At 52.4% G+C, this 14,023-nt stretch carries 14 protein-coding genes and 2 tRNA genes; 12 read left to right on the forward strand and 4 right to left on the reverse strand.

All coding sequences use genetic code 11. The annotated features are described in order from the left end of the window. Positions 1–2 precede the first annotated feature (2 nt). Together LQZ19_RS08830 and LQZ19_RS08835 are read right to left on the reverse strand one after the other, a co-directional pair. Positions 3–146, reverse strand: coding sequence for a hypothetical protein (locus tag LQZ19_RS08830; protein WP_411047305.1), 144 nt, complete (start codon positions 144–146; stop codon positions 3–5). 44 nt (positions 147–190) lie between these two features. Next, positions 191–412 (reverse strand): hypothetical protein, encoded by a 222-nt coding sequence (locus LQZ19_RS08835; RefSeq protein WP_411047306.1) that lies wholly within the window; start codon positions 410–412, stop codon positions 191–193. A gap of 144 nt (positions 413–556) precedes the next feature. Between LQZ19_RS08835 and LQZ19_RS08840 the strand changes: the two genes are divergently transcribed. The 5 genes from LQZ19_RS08840 to LQZ19_RS08860 all read left to right on the forward strand — a co-directional run bounded on the left by LQZ19_RS08840 (position 557) and on the right by LQZ19_RS08860 (position 6,565). Beyond that, positions 557–629: transfer RNA gene (locus LQZ19_RS08840), tRNA-Ile, on the forward strand. A 29-nt stretch (positions 630–658) separates the two neighbouring features. Continuing rightward, positions 659–1,495, forward strand: coding sequence for a hypothetical protein (locus tag LQZ19_RS08845; protein ID WP_411047307.1), 837 nt, complete (start codon positions 659–661; stop codon positions 1,493–1,495). A gap of 47 nt (positions 1,496–1,542) precedes the next feature. After that, positions 1,543–1,920, forward strand: a complete 378-nt coding sequence (locus LQZ19_RS08850) for a hypothetical protein (protein WP_411047308.1) — start codon at positions 1,543–1,545, stop codon at positions 1,918–1,920. Then, positions 1,913–4,114: a phage baseplate protein gene (locus LQZ19_RS08855; RefSeq protein ID WP_411047309.1), complete on the forward strand. Its 2,202-nt coding sequence runs from the start codon at positions 1,913–1,915 to the stop codon at positions 4,112–4,114. The genes LQZ19_RS08850 and LQZ19_RS08855 overlap by 8 nt, the downstream gene beginning before the upstream one ends. A gap of 54 nt (positions 4,115–4,168) precedes the next feature. After that, entirely contained in the window at positions 4,169–6,565 is a 2,397-nt protein-coding gene (locus LQZ19_RS08860) for a hypothetical protein (protein WP_411047310.1), read from the forward strand. Positions 6,566–6,576: 11 nt separating this feature from the next. Here LQZ19_RS08860 and LQZ19_RS08865 read toward each other — a convergent pair whose 3' ends face one another. Together LQZ19_RS08865 and LQZ19_RS08870 are read right to left on the reverse strand one after the other, a co-directional pair. Continuing rightward, entirely contained in the window at positions 6,577–7,782 is a 1,206-nt protein-coding gene (locus LQZ19_RS08865; RefSeq protein WP_411047311.1) for a tyrosine-type recombinase/integrase, read from the reverse strand. A 122-nt stretch (positions 7,783–7,904) separates the two neighbouring features. Then, positions 7,905–7,978: transfer RNA gene (locus LQZ19_RS08870), tRNA-Arg, on the reverse strand. Between the two features lie 131 nt (positions 7,979–8,109). Between LQZ19_RS08870 and LQZ19_RS08875 the strand changes: the two genes are divergently transcribed. The 7 genes from LQZ19_RS08875 (at position 8,110) to dxr (ending at position 14,023) form a co-directional block, all read left to right on the forward strand. Next, positions 8,110–8,700, forward strand: coding sequence for a Maf family protein (locus LQZ19_RS08875; RefSeq protein ID WP_411047312.1), 591 nt, complete (start codon positions 8,110–8,112; stop codon positions 8,698–8,700). A 193-nt stretch (positions 8,701–8,893) separates the two neighbouring features. Then, positions 8,894–9,778, forward strand: a complete 885-nt coding sequence (gene rpsB / locus LQZ19_RS08880) for a 30S ribosomal protein S2 (RefSeq protein ID WP_411047313.1) — start codon at positions 8,894–8,896, stop codon at positions 9,776–9,778. 45 nt (positions 9,779–9,823) lie between these two features. After that, a complete protein-coding gene (tsf, locus tag LQZ19_RS08885; RefSeq protein WP_411047314.1) occupies positions 9,824–10,672 on the forward strand; it encodes a translation elongation factor Ts in 849 nt (282 codons plus the stop codon). 1 nt (position 10,673) lies between these two features. Beyond that, positions 10,674–11,228 (forward strand): ribosome recycling factor, encoded by a 555-nt coding sequence (gene frr, locus LQZ19_RS08890; protein ID WP_411047315.1) that lies wholly within the window; start codon positions 10,674–10,676, stop codon positions 11,226–11,228. A gap of 47 nt (positions 11,229–11,275) precedes the next feature. After that, entirely contained in the window at positions 11,276–12,007 is a 732-nt protein-coding gene (gene uppS / locus LQZ19_RS08895; protein WP_411047349.1) for a polyprenyl diphosphate synthase, read from the forward strand. Beyond that, the gene (locus LQZ19_RS08900; RefSeq protein ID WP_411047316.1) at positions 12,004–12,858 is read left to right on the forward strand and encodes a phosphatidate cytidylyltransferase; all 855 of its coding nucleotides are present in this window, start codon (positions 12,004–12,006) and stop codon (positions 12,856–12,858) included. Before uppS ends, LQZ19_RS08900 begins: the two co-directional genes overlap by 4 nt. Positions 12,859–12,880: 22 nt before the next feature. After that, positions 12,881–14,023 carry a 1-deoxy-D-xylulose-5-phosphate reductoisomerase gene (gene dxr / locus LQZ19_RS08905; protein WP_411047317.1) on the forward strand — a complete coding sequence of 381 codons (1,143 nt, stop codon included), beginning with the start codon at positions 12,881–12,883 and terminating at the stop codon, positions 14,021–14,023.

Here is a 14,023-nt window from a genome sequence, read left to right on the forward strand (position 1 = left end):
AGTTACGCTTCCGGTTTCTTTCGCGGCCTTCCGCCTTTTTTGCCATTAGCGGCGGAGCTGGCAGCCTTCTTTTCGCTGGTGATTTTACCAATAAGTTCGCCGATGTTGATGGGCTTCCCGCAATGGGGGCAAAGTATCTCTTTCATAGCACTTCCTTTCCCCGGGATTAACCGCCCGGGGACGGTATAGATTATGCTGATATTATGGGGGCCATGGAATACCGACCGAAGGGGCGAATCATTTCCTCAGTTGAAAACCTGTCGAGGGAAATTTTGAACCGCCCTTTTGTTTCGCCGTCAATAAGAGCTATCACCGTCGAGGGAGTCCGGCCCAGGATTTCCGCTGTAACTTCGAGGTTATGGTCCCCCGCCAACCGGGTCTTGTATGTCTTGCCAACTTCAAACTGTTTCATTTCGTATCTCCTTATGTTTATAATATAAACCTAACTGTTAGGTTTGTCAAGCGGTTTTTACGATTATTTTTAAAAATATTTCACCTTTTTCCGCCCCCAAAATCGCCCTATTGACGTTAGCAAACCGATAGCCCACGATTACCAAGATGGGTAGAGCAGTTGGTAGCTAGAGTGGCTCATAACCACTATGTCGCGGGTTCGAGTCCCGCCCCATCCAATACCGCCGGGAAGGCGGAAGGAGAAGCCATGAAAGTAGTCGTAACCGAAACCATCCCCGGAGTCACCGCCGACGGAACGCCCTGTGAGTATGAAGTCTACCGCCCCCACATCTGGGAGGCCACCGTTGACCCCGAGGCCACCAAGGCCGCCATTGCCCCGCTGGTGGACTGCTGCCCCGAAGCCGAGCGCGTAAAGAGTACCCGGCTGAAAATCTACGCCGCCATGAAAACAGCCTGGGAGCATTACGCCGCCGGGGAAGCGGCCTTGAATGAGGGGAAGGACAAGCAGGCTGAGGCGTACGCCAAAAAGTACCAGGCCGCCCAGGCTGAGGCCGCCGCATTGCAAGAGGAGCTCCAGCCCCTGATCGACGCCCACCGCGCCGCGCATGACCAGATCTTTCTGGATAACCCCTGCTACCTAAACCCCGGCCCCGGCCAGAAGCATATCACCGATGAGGAGGCCGCTGCATTGCAAGCGCAGTTTGACGCCCTGGGCGAGCATGAGAAGCTTACCGTTACCGGGGAGACTATCCCCGATTGGCATGGTGTGGAGTACTGGAGCAAGATCCATGAGGTGTGGATAAAGGTAGCCGTTGACCTTCCCGGCCGGCCGCTCCCTGAAGGCGCCATACTCCCCGATGACCTGAGCGTCGCCCAGCACGATGAGATAAACGCCCAGACCGAGCGGGACCGGATTGCAGCCCTTACCCCGGCCCAGAGAGCCGCCGCGAAGCAGAACGCCCTTGACGCGCTGGCGGATGAAGGGACCCGGCTTGAACGGCGCAACCAGATACAGCGGAAGCCCTTTGACGCGGTGGCGTGGTATGAGGAGAAGGCGCCTGCGATAGAAGCGAAATATGCGTAGATAGCGCAACAGTAATACTAACGTCGTGATGACGTAAGGAAACATGAATGGTTACACTTGATCACGGGAACATCCGCCTCAATTTCGGCAACACGTTTGATTTCACCATCATCCTTGACGCCAAGTACCCCGACGGCTCCCCCTATGCCTTCACCATCCACGACTATATCCGCCTCAGTATCCGCGATAAAAGCGGGGAAGAGCTGTATAAATACGCCAGTAAAATTACCAACAACCGTTTCACCTTCGCCATGACCAACACCGAATCGGAAGCCATCCCCGTAGGCCGCTTCTGCTGGGACTTCACCATCTACACCCAGGCCGTACTTGACGACACGGGATTCCCCATCGACGGCCATTTTGTCGTAACCCCCTTTTACCACCCCGCAGATTTTATTTGTCAGGAGATCGCGTCACATGAATGAGAACCTAGTCGTAGAATTCGAGATGCAAAACGCCGCCCCGATTCCGCCCGGCCCTGGCGGTGATGTCAGCTCCGTTGACGGCCTTTTACCGGACCCCGATACCAAAGATGTCAAAACGCGTGATCAGATGAGTACCGCTGAGTTAATGGAGTTGAAAGAAGCGGGCGGGATTGTTCCCGGGATGGACTACAGGACGGACGACGACCTCCTTGTGATGCACCGGGATTTACCGGGCCGGGATGAGGAAGATGCTCACCCCATGCAGGCGATTACCGGGCTTTTGGATGAGCTGGCATTGCGGGGGAGAACGAAAGCTGTTGACGGGGTGACGCCCGATGAAGTCGGGAACATCGACACTTCCGGCGTGAATGTCCGGTATGCTCAGGCGAAGAATTCAGAACCGCAGGATTTGTTTCTTGACACCAATGCCGAATCGTTTATGCCGAGTAACCGATCGTCGTTGAACCCCTATGTATCTTTCGCGGATTTGCAGACAAGCAGCCGGTATAATGATGATGTTGTAATCCATGTTACCGAAGGGTCTGATATTAACCAGGCGATTACCCTTGCGAATATCCAGCACCTTGCATTACAGGCAGATAGTGGTACTGACGTTATCAATTCAATCATTTCCGGGAACCTTACCATTGTAGGCTCGGGGAACATACGGATTTCAGGGTTTATCGTTACCGGGAATGTGGTCATTAACGGGACTGCAAACATCGAGTTCAAGGATTGTTTTGTCCAGGGTAGTGTATCCGGGTACACCGTTGGAAAGATGTCGTTTTATCACTGCACCTTCTTTTTCAACGTTACCCTTCAGGGCACCGCCGCGTTCTCCGCCTACTTTGAAAACTGCTACGGGCGCAATACCGCGACGATTGTAAACCAGAACCCCAACTGCTCACTGGCCATCAGCGATTCCTCAAAGCTGTATACGAATGTACCCCAGGGCAATTTCCGGGCAAAAAATACGATGTTCTACGGTCTGGTAACCACCACCACGGGGATAGTGGACATACAGGGCGGAAGCTGCGTACAGCCGGGTGCTAACCAGGTATACAACACGATTTCTATTTCAAGCGCGTGTTCAGGGCTAAACATCGGAAACTTTTCGTTTGACGAAATTGGATCTACCCTTGGCGGCGCGTGGATATCCGGGGGTTTAAGCTCATTACAGGTCCGTACCCGGGGAACCTATACAAACATCACGCCCCGCCATAACCTATCAGACGGAACCGACCCCAACCGGGCAGCTGACCTTCTTGAAGACACCATAACTGGAGTTGACGATGCAATCGGCCTCCTTATAACCGCCGCTGCTGGCGTCAAGGCCGTGGGTGTGGTGGGTGCAAACCTTGTGTTCTACGCCGATGCTGCCAAGACGCTTCCCATCGGCGCAATCCCGCTTTCTGATTTGAGTAACTATTCTGATTCTGACAGTATTTCTATCATCGACGGCGTGATTACCGTAAACCTCCAGAGTGGCCCACTTTTCGCGGCGTTGCAGTCGAAGGTTGAAGACCCGTTTTATGTGCATACGGATAACAACCTTACCGATGAACGGGCGAATATCATTGATTCGATTGTCCCCATTACCAGCGTACAGCAAGCCAACGGACTATCCTATGAAGGTGGCGTGTTATCAATGGCGAATATCCTTGAAAGGATTTTCACCGTTGGCGCAATCTACGAAACCACCGATGCCGATTTGAATACCCCCGCGAGTATCGCTACTCATTTTGGCTTTGGTACATGGGAAGCATTTGGGGCAGGGCGGGCGCTTGTGGCTATTGACACCGGGCAAACGGAGTTTAACGCCATCGGTAAAACGGGCGGGAATAAATCTATTACGCTTGCAACAGCGAACCTCCCATCCCATACCCACAGTATTCCGGCATTAACCACGGGAAACCAATCGGCAAACCACAGCCATACCATTAACCACAGTCACAGCTTCAACGGGTATCGTTCTTTCGCCTCAGGGTCTTCCGGGCAAGTAAAATCCCGGGAGTACATCAGCGGGGACCCCACCGACTACGGAGGTAACGCCTACAGCGGAAGTTCAGGGAATAATTCCGCGAACCATACCCACAGTACCAGTGCAACGAATACCGGGTCAACAGGTGGAGCGGAAGCGGTGAATAACTTGCAGCCGTTCATCGTGGTGTACCGATACAGGAGGATAGCATAAATGTCAGGATATACAGGAATCGGCCCGAGCGAACTTTATAAATATACAGGCCCTTTGGCGAGGATACCAACGCATACGGAGCTTTCGGAAAAGTTTGCAGGGACACAGCATAACCTTGATAACATCGGGGGCGCATTGGAAGCCCTTGAGGAACTGCGCTCTCTCATAAACAGCGAAATTGACGCGCTGCGGGGGGAAGTTACTGCCGATGTCGCGGGTCTCCAAAGCGTTATCGCCGGGAAGGTAGCGATACAGAATATACGCCTTGACGCGGATAACAAGCGGCTTGTGGCTACCGATGTCGGCGTGAAAACGGTAGCGGAGGATGGCGCTTCTATTTCCATTGAGGAGTTTTATTCTGATGTCGAAACCGGGGAAGCGACTTCAAAAGTAAAAACAATTTCATCTACCCGGCTGGGGTTTGAAGCGATTTCTGAAAACGAGATTGCGATCAGCAGCGGGCCGATTGATGAAAGTATTGTGAATGCTGTAGCGGCGCTGGCGGCTACTATCAACGAAATACTTGAAAGTAAGGCGAATATATTTATACGGCTGGCGCAGGGGATTACCGAGGGCAACAACATAAAGGGGATCCACATCCAGCCCAAAGCCCCGTTTGATTATCATGGCGACTGGCAGCTCTTAACCGCCGGGAATGTGAAGCTCACCCGGACTAACAACGATCTGGTATATACCGACGCAACGGGGGCCGATCATATCCTGGTGGATGAGGGCGAAATACTCGACGATAACTACATTATCACCGATGAATTCTTCATAACTGAAAACATCGGCCCCCTGGTAAACATCAATCTCCTGTATCGCTGGTTTGACATGCAGGACTTTGACCAAAGATCCGGCTTACTTTCCGCATTACTCACCGAGGACAAATCATCCCTGGTTAATGCCATTAACTCGTTGTATAACCGGGTTTCGGCATTGCTTACATCTACAGAGCTTGAAGGATCGCCGTTTAGTTCCTACGCCGATTTTGTGGCGGCGTACCCGGAGACGGAAACCGGGCGCTATGCCTATGTTACCTTTACTGACGACGACATAATACCCCCGACATGGACCCGCGTTCAGCCGGGCGATAGCTGGCGCATTGACGGGGGGACTACGGCGTTTAGCCCTACCAGCAACATGACCGCAGCCATCACCGTGATTCTGGCGGACGGGGCGGCTACCGATGCGCTCCCGGCGGTGGGGCAGCATACGGTGAGCGATACCTTGCAGGTATACCGCAACAACCTCAAGTATGTAATCCAGCAGCTTACCACGCACATCGGGCGAACTGATAACCCGCACAGTGTTACTGCGTTGCAGGTGGGGCTTGAGAATGTGGCTAACCTTGCACCTGCTGATATGCCGATATCCAGTGCAGCGCAAAACGCCCTGGACAACAAGCAGGGGAAGATTACGTCCACGGGGGCTACAAACCTGCTCACGGCTCCGGCGCAGGCTGGGGGAAATCCGGGGACTAAGGCTATCGCGGATTTTGCTACAGCGGCGCAGGGGACGAAGGCGGATAATGCACAGGTGGCCCTTACGGCTACCGGGAATACCAATTTACTCACCGCCCCGGCTAATGCGGGCGCACAGCCGGGAACGAAGGCGATAAGCGATTTTGTGCAGGTTGCAGGGACGCAGGAAGTAACTGGTATAAAAACTTTTGACCCTGGAGCTGGCGGACAGCTAACAGTTGGAACAGTTGGTATAACACCTATCCGTAACACTGCCACGCAACTTGGTTTCTTGTTTAGAAACTCCGCCAACAATGTCGCTCAAATGCTATTTGAGACAAACGGTGCAACTGGCAGGGCTTTGACTTGGAGAACCTCAACAGACAATGGCGTGAACTGGTCATTGAGTTATGCTGCACAATCTATTCCGGCGATTACCACGCTAAATTATGCTACCTTGATAGCCGCCGCACCTGCAACTGGCACGGCTCTAATATTCCGCTATTCTGGAGCATTGGGAACGATAGCCAATTCAAGCTTCCTTTGCGTAGTATTCAACGCAAACGGAACATATTTCCAAGGCTTGGCAATCGACTACGCAACGGGTGAATCAGTTGGTATTCAAATAACGTCTCAGGCTGTAACCGCAAATCGGACGCCTAGTGTTGCAAAAAGTAGAGCGATGGGTACGGGAGCAATATTCTCGTTTCAACGCTCTGGCAATACGGTGTTCGCTCAATGTAGCGGGAGGGCAACCAATGCCGCTCTGGCATCCTGGGATACACTGGTCACCATTCCAACAGGTTACAGGCCTTCAATCGCAACACAAGATGAAGATTCAATCTGGGTTAAAGGTTCTGTAAACGGCGTGATAGTTGACTTCCAGATATTCTCTAACGGTGTGCTTAGGTCCAGTAGTGCTATCCCGAATGGGTCGGCTATCATTTTGGGTGCAACGTGGATAACAGACAATGCAATGGTGGCATAATAACCGCATAACTACCCGCTTTTAGCCATGCCCGCTTCCTGCTTCGTCCGCATGGATGCAAAGTCTATCACTTCGTCATGGGTATAAATCCCCGTGGTCTCAATATCGCTATGCCCCGCCGCCTTCTGTATTTCAAGGTCCGTCCATCCCCACCGGAAGCGGGCGTGAGATATGAAGGTATGCCGGAGACTGTGGAACACAAGGTTCCGGCTTTTCTGTTCACTGGGCACCGCCTCCTCCGTTTCCGTCGCTACCTTCCCGGCCGTTATCCCGATACCCTCAAGCTCCCGCTGAAGGGCGAATTTAAAATAGGCGGAGCTTACCGGGTCGGCATGGCGGAACTTGCTTTCAATCACATACTTTGATTTTTTAATCGGGCGAACCCTGTCTAGGAGCCGGGAGAGGTCGGCGGGAAGCGGGACATGGCGCGTATTTTCCTGGACCATCCCCCCTTTGATTTTCGGCGATTTCATCCCGTCCCCGTCCACCTGGTTATGCTGTACCGTGATGAGTCCATCGGCGATATCGTCCCACTGGAGCCCCCGGACTTCCCCGCGGCGCATACCGCAGAGGCAGCCCAGAAGGACGGAAATCCGGGCATAGATATCATCGGCCGGGGCGTCTATCAGGGCCTGTACTTCTGCCGGGGTGAGGATCCCCCTATCCCGTTTTTTGTGGTAGGCCTTGTCTGCTTTGCGAAAGGGGGAAGCGGGTATCAGCTCGTTTTCGGCGGCGTCGGCAAGGGGGACGCGGATAACCTGCATGATCGCATTGATACGGCGCCCGGAGAGGCCGAGGCCTGAGAGGTAGAGCATGAGGGATCTGATTACCGGGCGGGAAAAATTCCCCAGGGTAACGCCGGAGAAGCCCGTCCAGGGCTCAAGGTACATGCGGATAATATCCCGGTTATTCCTGAGGTACGCCGATGACAGGGGCGTTTTTTTCACCTCAGCCTTTTCCCGGAGGTAATCGCTGCCGTCAGCCCAAAAGCGGGTGACGTACTGGACCAGGGGGGCGGTGGCGTCGATGGTGGGCTCGACCCGGAATAGTTGGGCCGCCTTTTCCTCAGCCTCTTTCCGGCGCTCCCGCTTACCCTCAACAGGGACACCCAGGGAGCGGCAGGAGGAATAACACGATTTTGCGGGGTCCCAGAATTTCACATACCAGATGAGGCCGGACTTGGTTTCTTCACGATAGAGCACATAGGGGGCGCGCATAGGATCTCCTTTTCCCATATCCGAAAAAAGTTACGGTTTTCGTTATGGTTTTCAAGAATTTTCTATTTCCTGCGCGTCCCCATGGGCTCGCTAATTACTTTCCCCGTAATGACTTACGGCCTTGAGAGATACACGACTCGAACGTGCCACCTTCAGCTCCGGAGGCTGACGCTCTATCCAGATGAGCTAATCTCTCATAAATTCTATAATACAACTATATCAGAATACAGGATTTCAAAACCGGTGTCAAGCGGAAACCCCAGGACCGGATAAATCCTTAAATGGGTGGTAACTTTTTACGCTTTTTGGTAGTATATTATGAAATATATGGAACCTATTATTTTAGCGTCCGGATCTTTGCGGAGGCAGGAATTTTTCAGACTTCTCGGCTTACCCTTCAGTATTATGCCCGCCCGGATCGACGAAGAGGATCACGGAAACCTAAAACCCCGGGAACTGGCGGAGGAATTAGCGGTTCGGAAGGTCAATAACATCATCGGACTTCTCTCCAGCCGTCTTCCCAATTGGATTTTTGGGGCGGATACCCTTATTTCGGTGGACGGGGATGTATATGGCAAACCCAAGGACCGGGAGGATGCCCGGAAGATGCTGACCAAGCTCCAGGGACGGAATCATGAGGTTATAACTGCCATGGCGCTCTATAGCGGCAAGGAAAAAAATATTGATTGCCGTTCCGTGGTCAGTTCCGTGACCTTTGCCCCTATCCCGTCAGAGGATATCGAATGGTACCTCAATACCGGGGAATGGCAGGGGGTAGCCGGATCATACAAGATTCAGGGACTGGCGGGCTGTTTTGTGTCCGGGATAAACGGATCCTATAGCGGCATCGTGGGCTTGCCAATGCACGAATTTTATGTCATGTTAAAAGAGAATGGTTATTCCTACGGGGTTTCATAACCATAAGGCAGTATCAGGCTTAGGGCTTTAGCTCAACGGCCGGACACTGACATTCCGCCGCCCCTTTTGTGGGTGGTGAGATATAGGGAAGGCGTCGCATCCGGCGCCCGGTTACACCTCTTTTTCGGATGGGTATACCCCGCCGGGAGTGGTTTATCGGGATAGCTTAGAAAAGCGGACGCGGGAGGAAATTGTGGCAGTAGTTACCATGAAGAATTTGCTTGAATCCGGGGTTCATTTCGGCCATCAGGTCAAGCGCTGGGATCCGCGGATGAAGAAATACATCTTCGCGGAACGGAACGGGATCCACATCATCGATCTGCAAAAAACAATCCAGGCTATTAAGGATGCCTACGATGCGGTCAGAAAAACCGTAACAACCGGGAAAACGGTCCTGTTTGTGGGTACCAAGAAGCAGGCCCAGCAGGCTATCCAGAAAGAAGCCGAACGCTGCGGCATGTTTTTTGTGAACAATCGATGGCTTGGTGGTATGCTTACCAACTTTACTACTATTAAGAAGTCCCTGCTCCGCCTTAAGAAGCTCGAAAAGATGGAAGTGGACGGGACCTTCGAAAATCTTACCAAAAAAGAGATCGCTTCCCTGGGGAAAGAACGGACTAAGCTCGAAAAGAACCTTGGGGGCATCAAGGAAATGAAGGACCCTCCGGGGATCCTTTTTATCATCGATACCCGAAAGGAAGCTATCGCTGTGGCGGAAGCACAACGTATGGGGATCCCCATAGTGGCGGTGGTGGACACCAACTGTAACCCCGAGGGCATCGACTTCCCCATCCCGGGAAACGATGACGCCATCCGGGCGATCACCCTCTTTACCCAGATTGTGGCCAATGCGGTGGTGGAAGCGGATAACGAAGCGGGACTCAAGATTATCGAAACCCTGGGCGACGAAGATATAGAAGATATCCTAACCGACGCCTCCATCAGGGAAGAAGACCGGGAAGTCGACATTGAAGCCTATACCGGGGAAGCGCCTGTTGTTGCGCCGGTTGTGGCGGAACCAGTTGCAGAGGAAGACGAGCTTCCTGTGGACGTAGATAAAGTCTTTGGGGAAGAATGACAAAAAGTTTCATTTTTTGTCTCAAACAATTTGGAAGGTATATATATGGAAATTAGTGCATCGGATGTTAAAAGACTCCGGGAGAAAACCGGGGCGGGAATGATGGAATGTAAGAATGCTTTGGTAAGCACCGAAGGGGATTTTACCAAGGCCGAAAAACTGTTAAAAGAAAAGGGGCTTGCTGCGGTAGAAAAACGCGCAGATAGGGCCACCAACGAAGGCAAGATATTCATTAAGGTGGAGAACAATGCCGCAGTCCTGGTAGAGCTGGCGTCGGAGACCGACTTTGTCGCCCGGAATCCCGAATTCATCATCTTGGGAGGGGTCATCGCCGACAAGGTGTTGGAAAAGGGCTACACAGAGCCGAATAGCGAGCTTGCCGGCCTGGTTACCGATCTGGCCACCAAGATCCGTGAAAACATGAGCCTCAAGCGGATCAGGGTCATCAAATCCGGCGCCAATGAATATCTAAGTTCCTATATTCACGGAGACGGTAACATCGGCGTGGTGGTAAAGCTGGGGGCGGATAAGGCAGAGGCCCTGCAGAAGGAAGAGGCGAAAACCTTTGCCTTCGATCTGGCCCTCCATATCGCCGCCTTTAACCCCGTGGCCCTGGACAAGACCAAGGTTGACCCTGCCTTCCTGAAAGAACAGGAGGATATCTTCCGCAAGCAGCTTGAGCAGGATGAAAAACTCCAGGGGAAACCTGCCAATGTACTGGACAATATCCTTAAGGGAAAGGTGAGCAAATACTTGGCGGATATCTGCCTTTTGGATCAGGGCTTTGTGAAGGACGAGAAACAGACCGTAGCCCAGGCCCTGGCCGAAAAGAGCAAGCAGCTTGGGGCGGCAATTACGGTAAATGACTATGTGTACTTTAAAGTAGGCCAGTAGTATGCATAGCGCCATCTCTTCATCCGAAGAACGGATGAAAAAAACGGTTACGAGTCTAAAAGATAGTTTTGGGTCACTCAGAACCGGCCGGGCTTCCGCAGCGTTATTCGACAAGATTAAGGTAGATGCCTACGGGGAAAAATCCCCTCTAAATCAGGTGGCCAATATTTCCATCCCCGAGGCGCGGCTCATCGTGATCCAGCCTTGGGATAAGGCCCTGATGGGGGAAATAGAAAAGGCTATCCGTACATCAGAGCTTTCACTTAACCCTTCCAACGATGGCAAGGTGATTCGTATCTCAGTGCCGCCCCTTACGGAAGAACGGAGGAAGGAACTGGCCAAGCTGGCCAAAGCCCAGGCCGAACAAAGCCGGGTGGCGGTGCGGAATATACGCCGGGATGGTAACGAGGAGATCAAAAAGCTGCTCAAGGACGGGGATATCACCGAGGATGAGGAAAGCAAGCATACCGAGGAATTGCAAAGGGTAACCGATAGTTACATCACGAAGATCAATCAGGTACTGGAAGAAAAAGAAAAAGAAATAATGGAAGTTTAACAGAATTGCGCGCAATTTTGTTTTAGGCTCCCGGATAAAGGTTGGCTTTGAGGGACGACAAATTAGATACAACAACAAACTCTATTCCCGCCCATGTTGGTATTATCATGGATGGGAACGGTCGCTGGGCACGAAAACAGAATCAGAACCGTACCCAGGGGCACCTTGAGGGGCTTAAAACTGCCAAGCGGATTGTCAAAGCTGCCAGTGATATGGGCATCGCCTACCTTACCCTCTATGCCTTTTCCACGGAAAATTGGAAACGTGCCGCCGAGGAAGTAGGGTTCATCATGGGTTTGGTAAAGCGTTACCTGATCGAAGAGATGGATTTTTACCGGCAGAACGGTATCCGCATTCGCCACGCCGGGGATTTTCCCGGGCTGCCGGAGGATATTGGGCAGGAAATACAAAAAGCCCTGGAGGATACGAAAGACTTTACGGGTCTCCAGGTGATCCTTGCCCTGAACTACGGCGGCAGGGACGAAATATGCCGGGCGGTCCGGCGGATGGCCCGGGAACCGAAGTTTTCGGGCGAGGCAGCCGCGGTCACCGAGGATCTTATCAGCCAATATCTGGACAATCCCGATATACCGGACCCGGATCTTATTATCAGGACCGCCGGAGAATTGCGGACCAGTAACTTCCTCCTTTGGGAAGCGGCCTACTCGGAGTATTATATATCTGATATACTATGGCCTGACTGGACCGAGGAAGATCTTCGGCTGGCAATATCGGATTTTCAAAAGAGGGAACGGCGCTTCGGCGGTGTTATCAAATGATGACAAAACTTGTTCAGCGGCTTTTAGTATTTTTTATTGGACTGCCCCTCACGGTTTGCCTGGTACTATACCTGCCGCAGAAGAACCATATCGTCGTCAATGTCGTGGTTATTCTCCTCAGCGCCCTGGGGGCAATAGAATTTTCGGATATGCTCAGAAAAAAGACGCCCGCCCTACCCCGCTGGGAAGCGGCTATTCTGGGCAGCCTGGTCCCTATAGCCATGACATTAATGGTCAGCTTCGGCTTTAGCGGTCAGTCCATCTCCATAGCGCTTATCTTGGGGGCTGTTTGGCTTCTGGTTTCCCGGATCTTTTCCCCTGCGGATAAATTTGAAGCGATCATAAGCCGGGTTTCCTCGGGTTTTGCGGTGATAATCTACCCCGGTCTCTTCATGGCCTGGGTTATCCGGATGAGTCTGTTTTCCCGGTCCGATGTGGTGATCCTCATGTTTCTTCTTATGGTTATTGCCAATGACTCAGCTGCCTGGGCGGTGGGTCTGCTCTTTGGTAAGGGGAACCGGGGGATAATACCGGCGAGCCCTAATAAGAGCGTCGCCGGGTTCATCGGCGGCTTTGTTGCCTCAATCCTCATTGGTATTGGGGCGGTACAGTTTGCCCCCGAAACCTTCCCCGCCCGGCTGCTTCCCGCGGTCCTATCGGGGATTATCCTGGGCTTTATTTCCGGTCTGGCCGGAACCCTGGGCGACCTGGGGGAATCGGCGATGAAGCGGAGTTCCAATATTAAAGATTCGGGGACCATTATTCCCGGCAGGGGCGGTATTCTTGATACCATAGATTCCATAGCCCTGGCTGCGCCGGTGTTCTATGTCCTCTATTGGATTCTCTTTTGATTGTATTTTATAAGGAAACAATATGAAAAAACGAGTGGCGATTCTTGGGGTCACCGGATCAATTGGTAGAAGTACTTTGGAGGTCATTCGTACGGAAAGGGATAGATTTGAACCTATCCTTTTTTCAAGCCATACCAGCAGTGATGAACTCCTTACACTTGGCAGGGAATTTCCTGACGCCTTATTAATATTGTCCGGACAAAATCAGGGTATCGAACATGGTCTGAAGTACGGTCACCAGGATCTGCTCAAGGCTATTCGGAATTCCGGAGCGGATATCGTGGTGAACGGTATTACCGGGGCGGCCGGGCTTGTCCCTTCCCTGGTGAGCCTGGAATCCGGAGCGGATCTGGCGCTGGCAAATAAGGAAACCATCGTAATGGCAGCGCCCTTAGTTTTCGATGCGGCGGCCAAAGGCGGCGGGCGGGTAATCCCCATAGATTCGGAACACTCCGCAATCTTCAACCTGATTAATGCCCACGGAATAGATCGGGTTGAAGAAATTCTCTTAACCGCCTCCGGGGGCCCCTTCAGAAAACATTCGGCCGAAGCGCTGATGAACATTAGTCCCGAGGAAGCCCTTGTTCATCCCACTTGGGAGATGGGACCTAAAATAACCATTGACTCAGCAACCTTGGCGAATAAGGGCCTTGAGGTAATTGAAGCGGTGGGGCTGTTTAATATACCGGTGGATCAAATCCGGGTGGTGGTGCATCCCCAAAGTATTATCCATTCGATGATACGCCTTACGGACGGGGCAGTATATGCCCAGTTATCTAAACCCGATATACGGCTTCCCATTCACGAAGCTTTGAATTTCCCCGAATGTGTCCCCTGTGCATTTGGACGGCTTGGGTTTGATGACCTTACCCTGGAGTTTGAAAAACCGGACAATAAACGGTTCCCCATGCTCCCCCTGGCTTATGAAGCGGTACGAAGCGGCGGGATAACTCCGGCGGTGTATAACGCTGCCAATGAGATAGCGGTAGCCGCCTTTTTAGCAAAGGGCGCCGCATTCCTTGACATACCCCGTATCGTTGAAAATGTGTTAAGCATGGCCTGGCCATGTCCGTGTCTGGATCTTCCTTCAATTCTTGAAGCGGATGCCAAGGCACGGCAATCGGCCCAAACTTTTATTACCGAAAAGTGCGCTTGCGCATCATAG

The organism is Treponema primitia, from assembly GCF_046533075.1.
Classification (GTDB): Bacteria; Spirochaetota; Spirochaetia; order Treponematales; family Breznakiellaceae; genus Termitinema; species Termitinema primitia_B.

Excerpts from the sequence above, each read along its gene's own strand:
- LQZ19_RS08830 (WP_411047305.1), bottom strand. The coding sequence starts at position 146 with ATGAAAGAGATACTTTGCCCCCATTGCGGGAAGCCCATCAACATCGGC.
- LQZ19_RS08835 (WP_411047306.1), bottom strand. The coding sequence starts at position 412 with ATGAAACAGTTTGAAGTTGGCAAGACATACAAGACCCGGTTGGCGGGG.
- LQZ19_RS08845 (WP_411047307.1), top strand. The coding sequence starts at position 659 with ATGAAAGTAGTCGTAACCGAAACCATCCCCGGAGTCACCGCCGACGGA.
- LQZ19_RS08850 (WP_411047308.1), top strand. The coding sequence starts at position 1,543 with ATGGTTACACTTGATCACGGGAACATCCGCCTCAATTTCGGCAACACG.
- LQZ19_RS08855 (WP_411047309.1), top strand. The coding sequence starts at position 1,913 with ATGAATGAGAACCTAGTCGTAGAATTCGAGATGCAAAACGCCGCCCCG.
- LQZ19_RS08865 (WP_411047311.1), bottom strand. The coding sequence starts at position 7,782 with ATGCGCGCCCCCTATGTGCTCTATCGTGAAGAAACCAAGTCCGGCCTC.
- LQZ19_RS08875 (WP_411047312.1), top strand. The coding sequence starts at position 8,110 with ATGGAACCTATTATTTTAGCGTCCGGATCTTTGCGGAGGCAGGAATTT.
- tsf (WP_411047314.1), top strand. The coding sequence starts at position 9,824 with ATGGAAATTAGTGCATCGGATGTTAAAAGACTCCGGGAGAAAACCGGG.
- frr (WP_411047315.1), top strand. The coding sequence starts at position 10,674 with ATGCATAGCGCCATCTCTTCATCCGAAGAACGGATGAAAAAAACGGTT.
- LQZ19_RS08900 (WP_411047316.1), top strand. The coding sequence starts at position 12,004 with ATGATGACAAAACTTGTTCAGCGGCTTTTAGTATTTTTTATTGGACTG.
- dxr (WP_411047317.1), top strand. The coding sequence starts at position 12,881 with ATGAAAAAACGAGTGGCGATTCTTGGGGTCACCGGATCAATTGGTAGA.